The sequence below is a fragment of the Pseudanabaena sp. 'Roaring Creek' genome (assembly GCF_001402795.1).
GTDB lineage: Bacteria > Cyanobacteriota > Cyanobacteriia > Pseudanabaenales > Pseudanabaenaceae > Pseudanabaena.
Genome location: NZ_LIRE01000513.1, coordinates 1 through 762 on the forward strand (window position 1 = coordinate 1; position 762 = coordinate 762).

General features: G+C 43.8%; 1 protein-coding gene. It reads right to left on the reverse strand.

Annotated elements, in window-relative coordinates:
* Positions 1-22: 22 nt before the first annotated feature.
* On the reverse strand, positions 23-505 hold the full coding sequence (lspA, locus tag AC805_RS15805; RefSeq protein ID WP_055076310.1) for a signal peptidase II: 483 nt from the start codon (positions 503-505) through the stop codon (positions 23-25).
* Between the last annotated feature and the right edge of the window lie 257 nt (positions 506-762).

The window sequence follows — 762 nt, forward strand, 5'->3', positions numbered from 1 at the left end:
GGTACTTAACGTTAGGGTCACCCTATTTTTTAGACTTGGATGGTTTAGCCGCGATCAAAACTGCGATCGCTAAACAGACCAAGCCCACATTGATAGAGACATCGGCGATATTAAAAATCGCAAATCGAATAATCCTAATATCGATAAAGTCAACTACGTATCCAGCCACAAAGCGATCGATGCCATTTCCTGCGGCTCCTGCCAAAATACAGCCATAGCCCACCTGCTCCCATCGAGTCAGCCTTTTGCCAAAAATCCCAAAAGCAACTAGCCCCAAACTAACGATCATCGATACCCACTTCAGCCAATCGATCTGACCACTAAATAGGCTGAAGGCTGCTCCTGTGTTGGTAGCATAGGTAAAATGAACGACCCCATCGATTAAGGGAAAGGATTTGCCAGCCCTGAGGTATTGTACGACTAAATATTTGGAGGCTTGATCGAGAACTAATCCCAAAATTGCCGCAGTCCAGTAGAGAGAGTTCTCGATTTTGCCAGATGTCATAACTAGGAAACGACTAAAAATTAATTACTAATAGCTAATTACTAATAAGTACCTCAGCATAATTAAAATCCAGATCTAAAACCTGTAGCGCACGCGCAGCGTGCGCCGCAGGTTTTAGGGTTTTATATTTAATTAAGCCCACTTACTTAGCTAGAACAGTGTAAAGAAGGCGTACCGCCCCCTTTGTCTCCCTAGCTTATATCAATTAGCCCTAGCCATGCTAACAATCCCTTCCCAGTAACAAGTTCGATCGCTAC